The sequence below is a fragment of the Pseudoalteromonas sp. NSLLW218 genome (assembly GCF_015864775.1).
Taxonomy (GTDB): Bacteria; Pseudomonadota; Gammaproteobacteria; order Enterobacterales; family Alteromonadaceae; genus Pseudoalteromonas.
Genome location: NZ_JADYWO010000042.1, coordinates 1 through 620 on the forward strand (window position 1 = coordinate 1; position 620 = coordinate 620).

Annotated in this window: 2 pseudogenes; both read right to left on the reverse strand. The window is 37.3% G+C overall.

The window, feature by feature from the left end:
* Positions 1-88: 88 nt before the first annotated feature.
* A pseudogene (locus tag I6E80_RS20340) lies at positions 89-406 on the reverse strand (transposase); the annotation flags it as partial.
* A gap of 12 nt (positions 407-418) precedes the next feature.
* A pseudogene (locus tag I6E80_RS20345) lies at positions 419-620 on the reverse strand (IS110 family transposase); the annotation flags it as partial.

Genomic DNA, 620 nt, shown 5'->3' on the forward strand with positions numbered 1-620 from the left:
TCTTCTTGTTAACGAGCTTTTCGCTCTTGTGACTATACTGTGTCGTCTAACATGTTGTTAATTTAGCTAAAGCTGATGTTTGATTTTTTTATAATAAAACAGTTTTATATTCTGTTTTATTATTGATTAAAGAAAAAGCGGTTCTAACCGTTTTATTGGCTAATGCGACTGCTGCACACTTTTTTCCTCGTCGTTCTATTAACGCTTTAAGCCAGCGCTCTTTACTTGTTTTTGGCTCTCGCTTAACAACTTGTTGGATGACAGCCATTGCACCTGTAATCAGTAAACTACGTAATGTTGTATTTCGACGCCGACTTATTCTACCTAAACTTACTTTACCACCAGAGCTGTGCTGAGTCGGTGTCAAACCTATACAAGCAGCGGCATCTTTGCCCGCTTTAAACCTGGCTAATTCACCCTACGACAAATTAATAAAAAGATGAATGGCATTTAAAATCCCAACCCCTTCTAGGCGCATTAGTTTTTTACAGCTTGGTGTTTCATCAACCCATTTAGCCAATGCTAAATCATAGGTCGCGATTGCTTCAGTTAACGTTAAATATAAATCCAATGATACTTTAAGCATTTTTCTAAATGCATCACAAAAACCATTCTCGGCA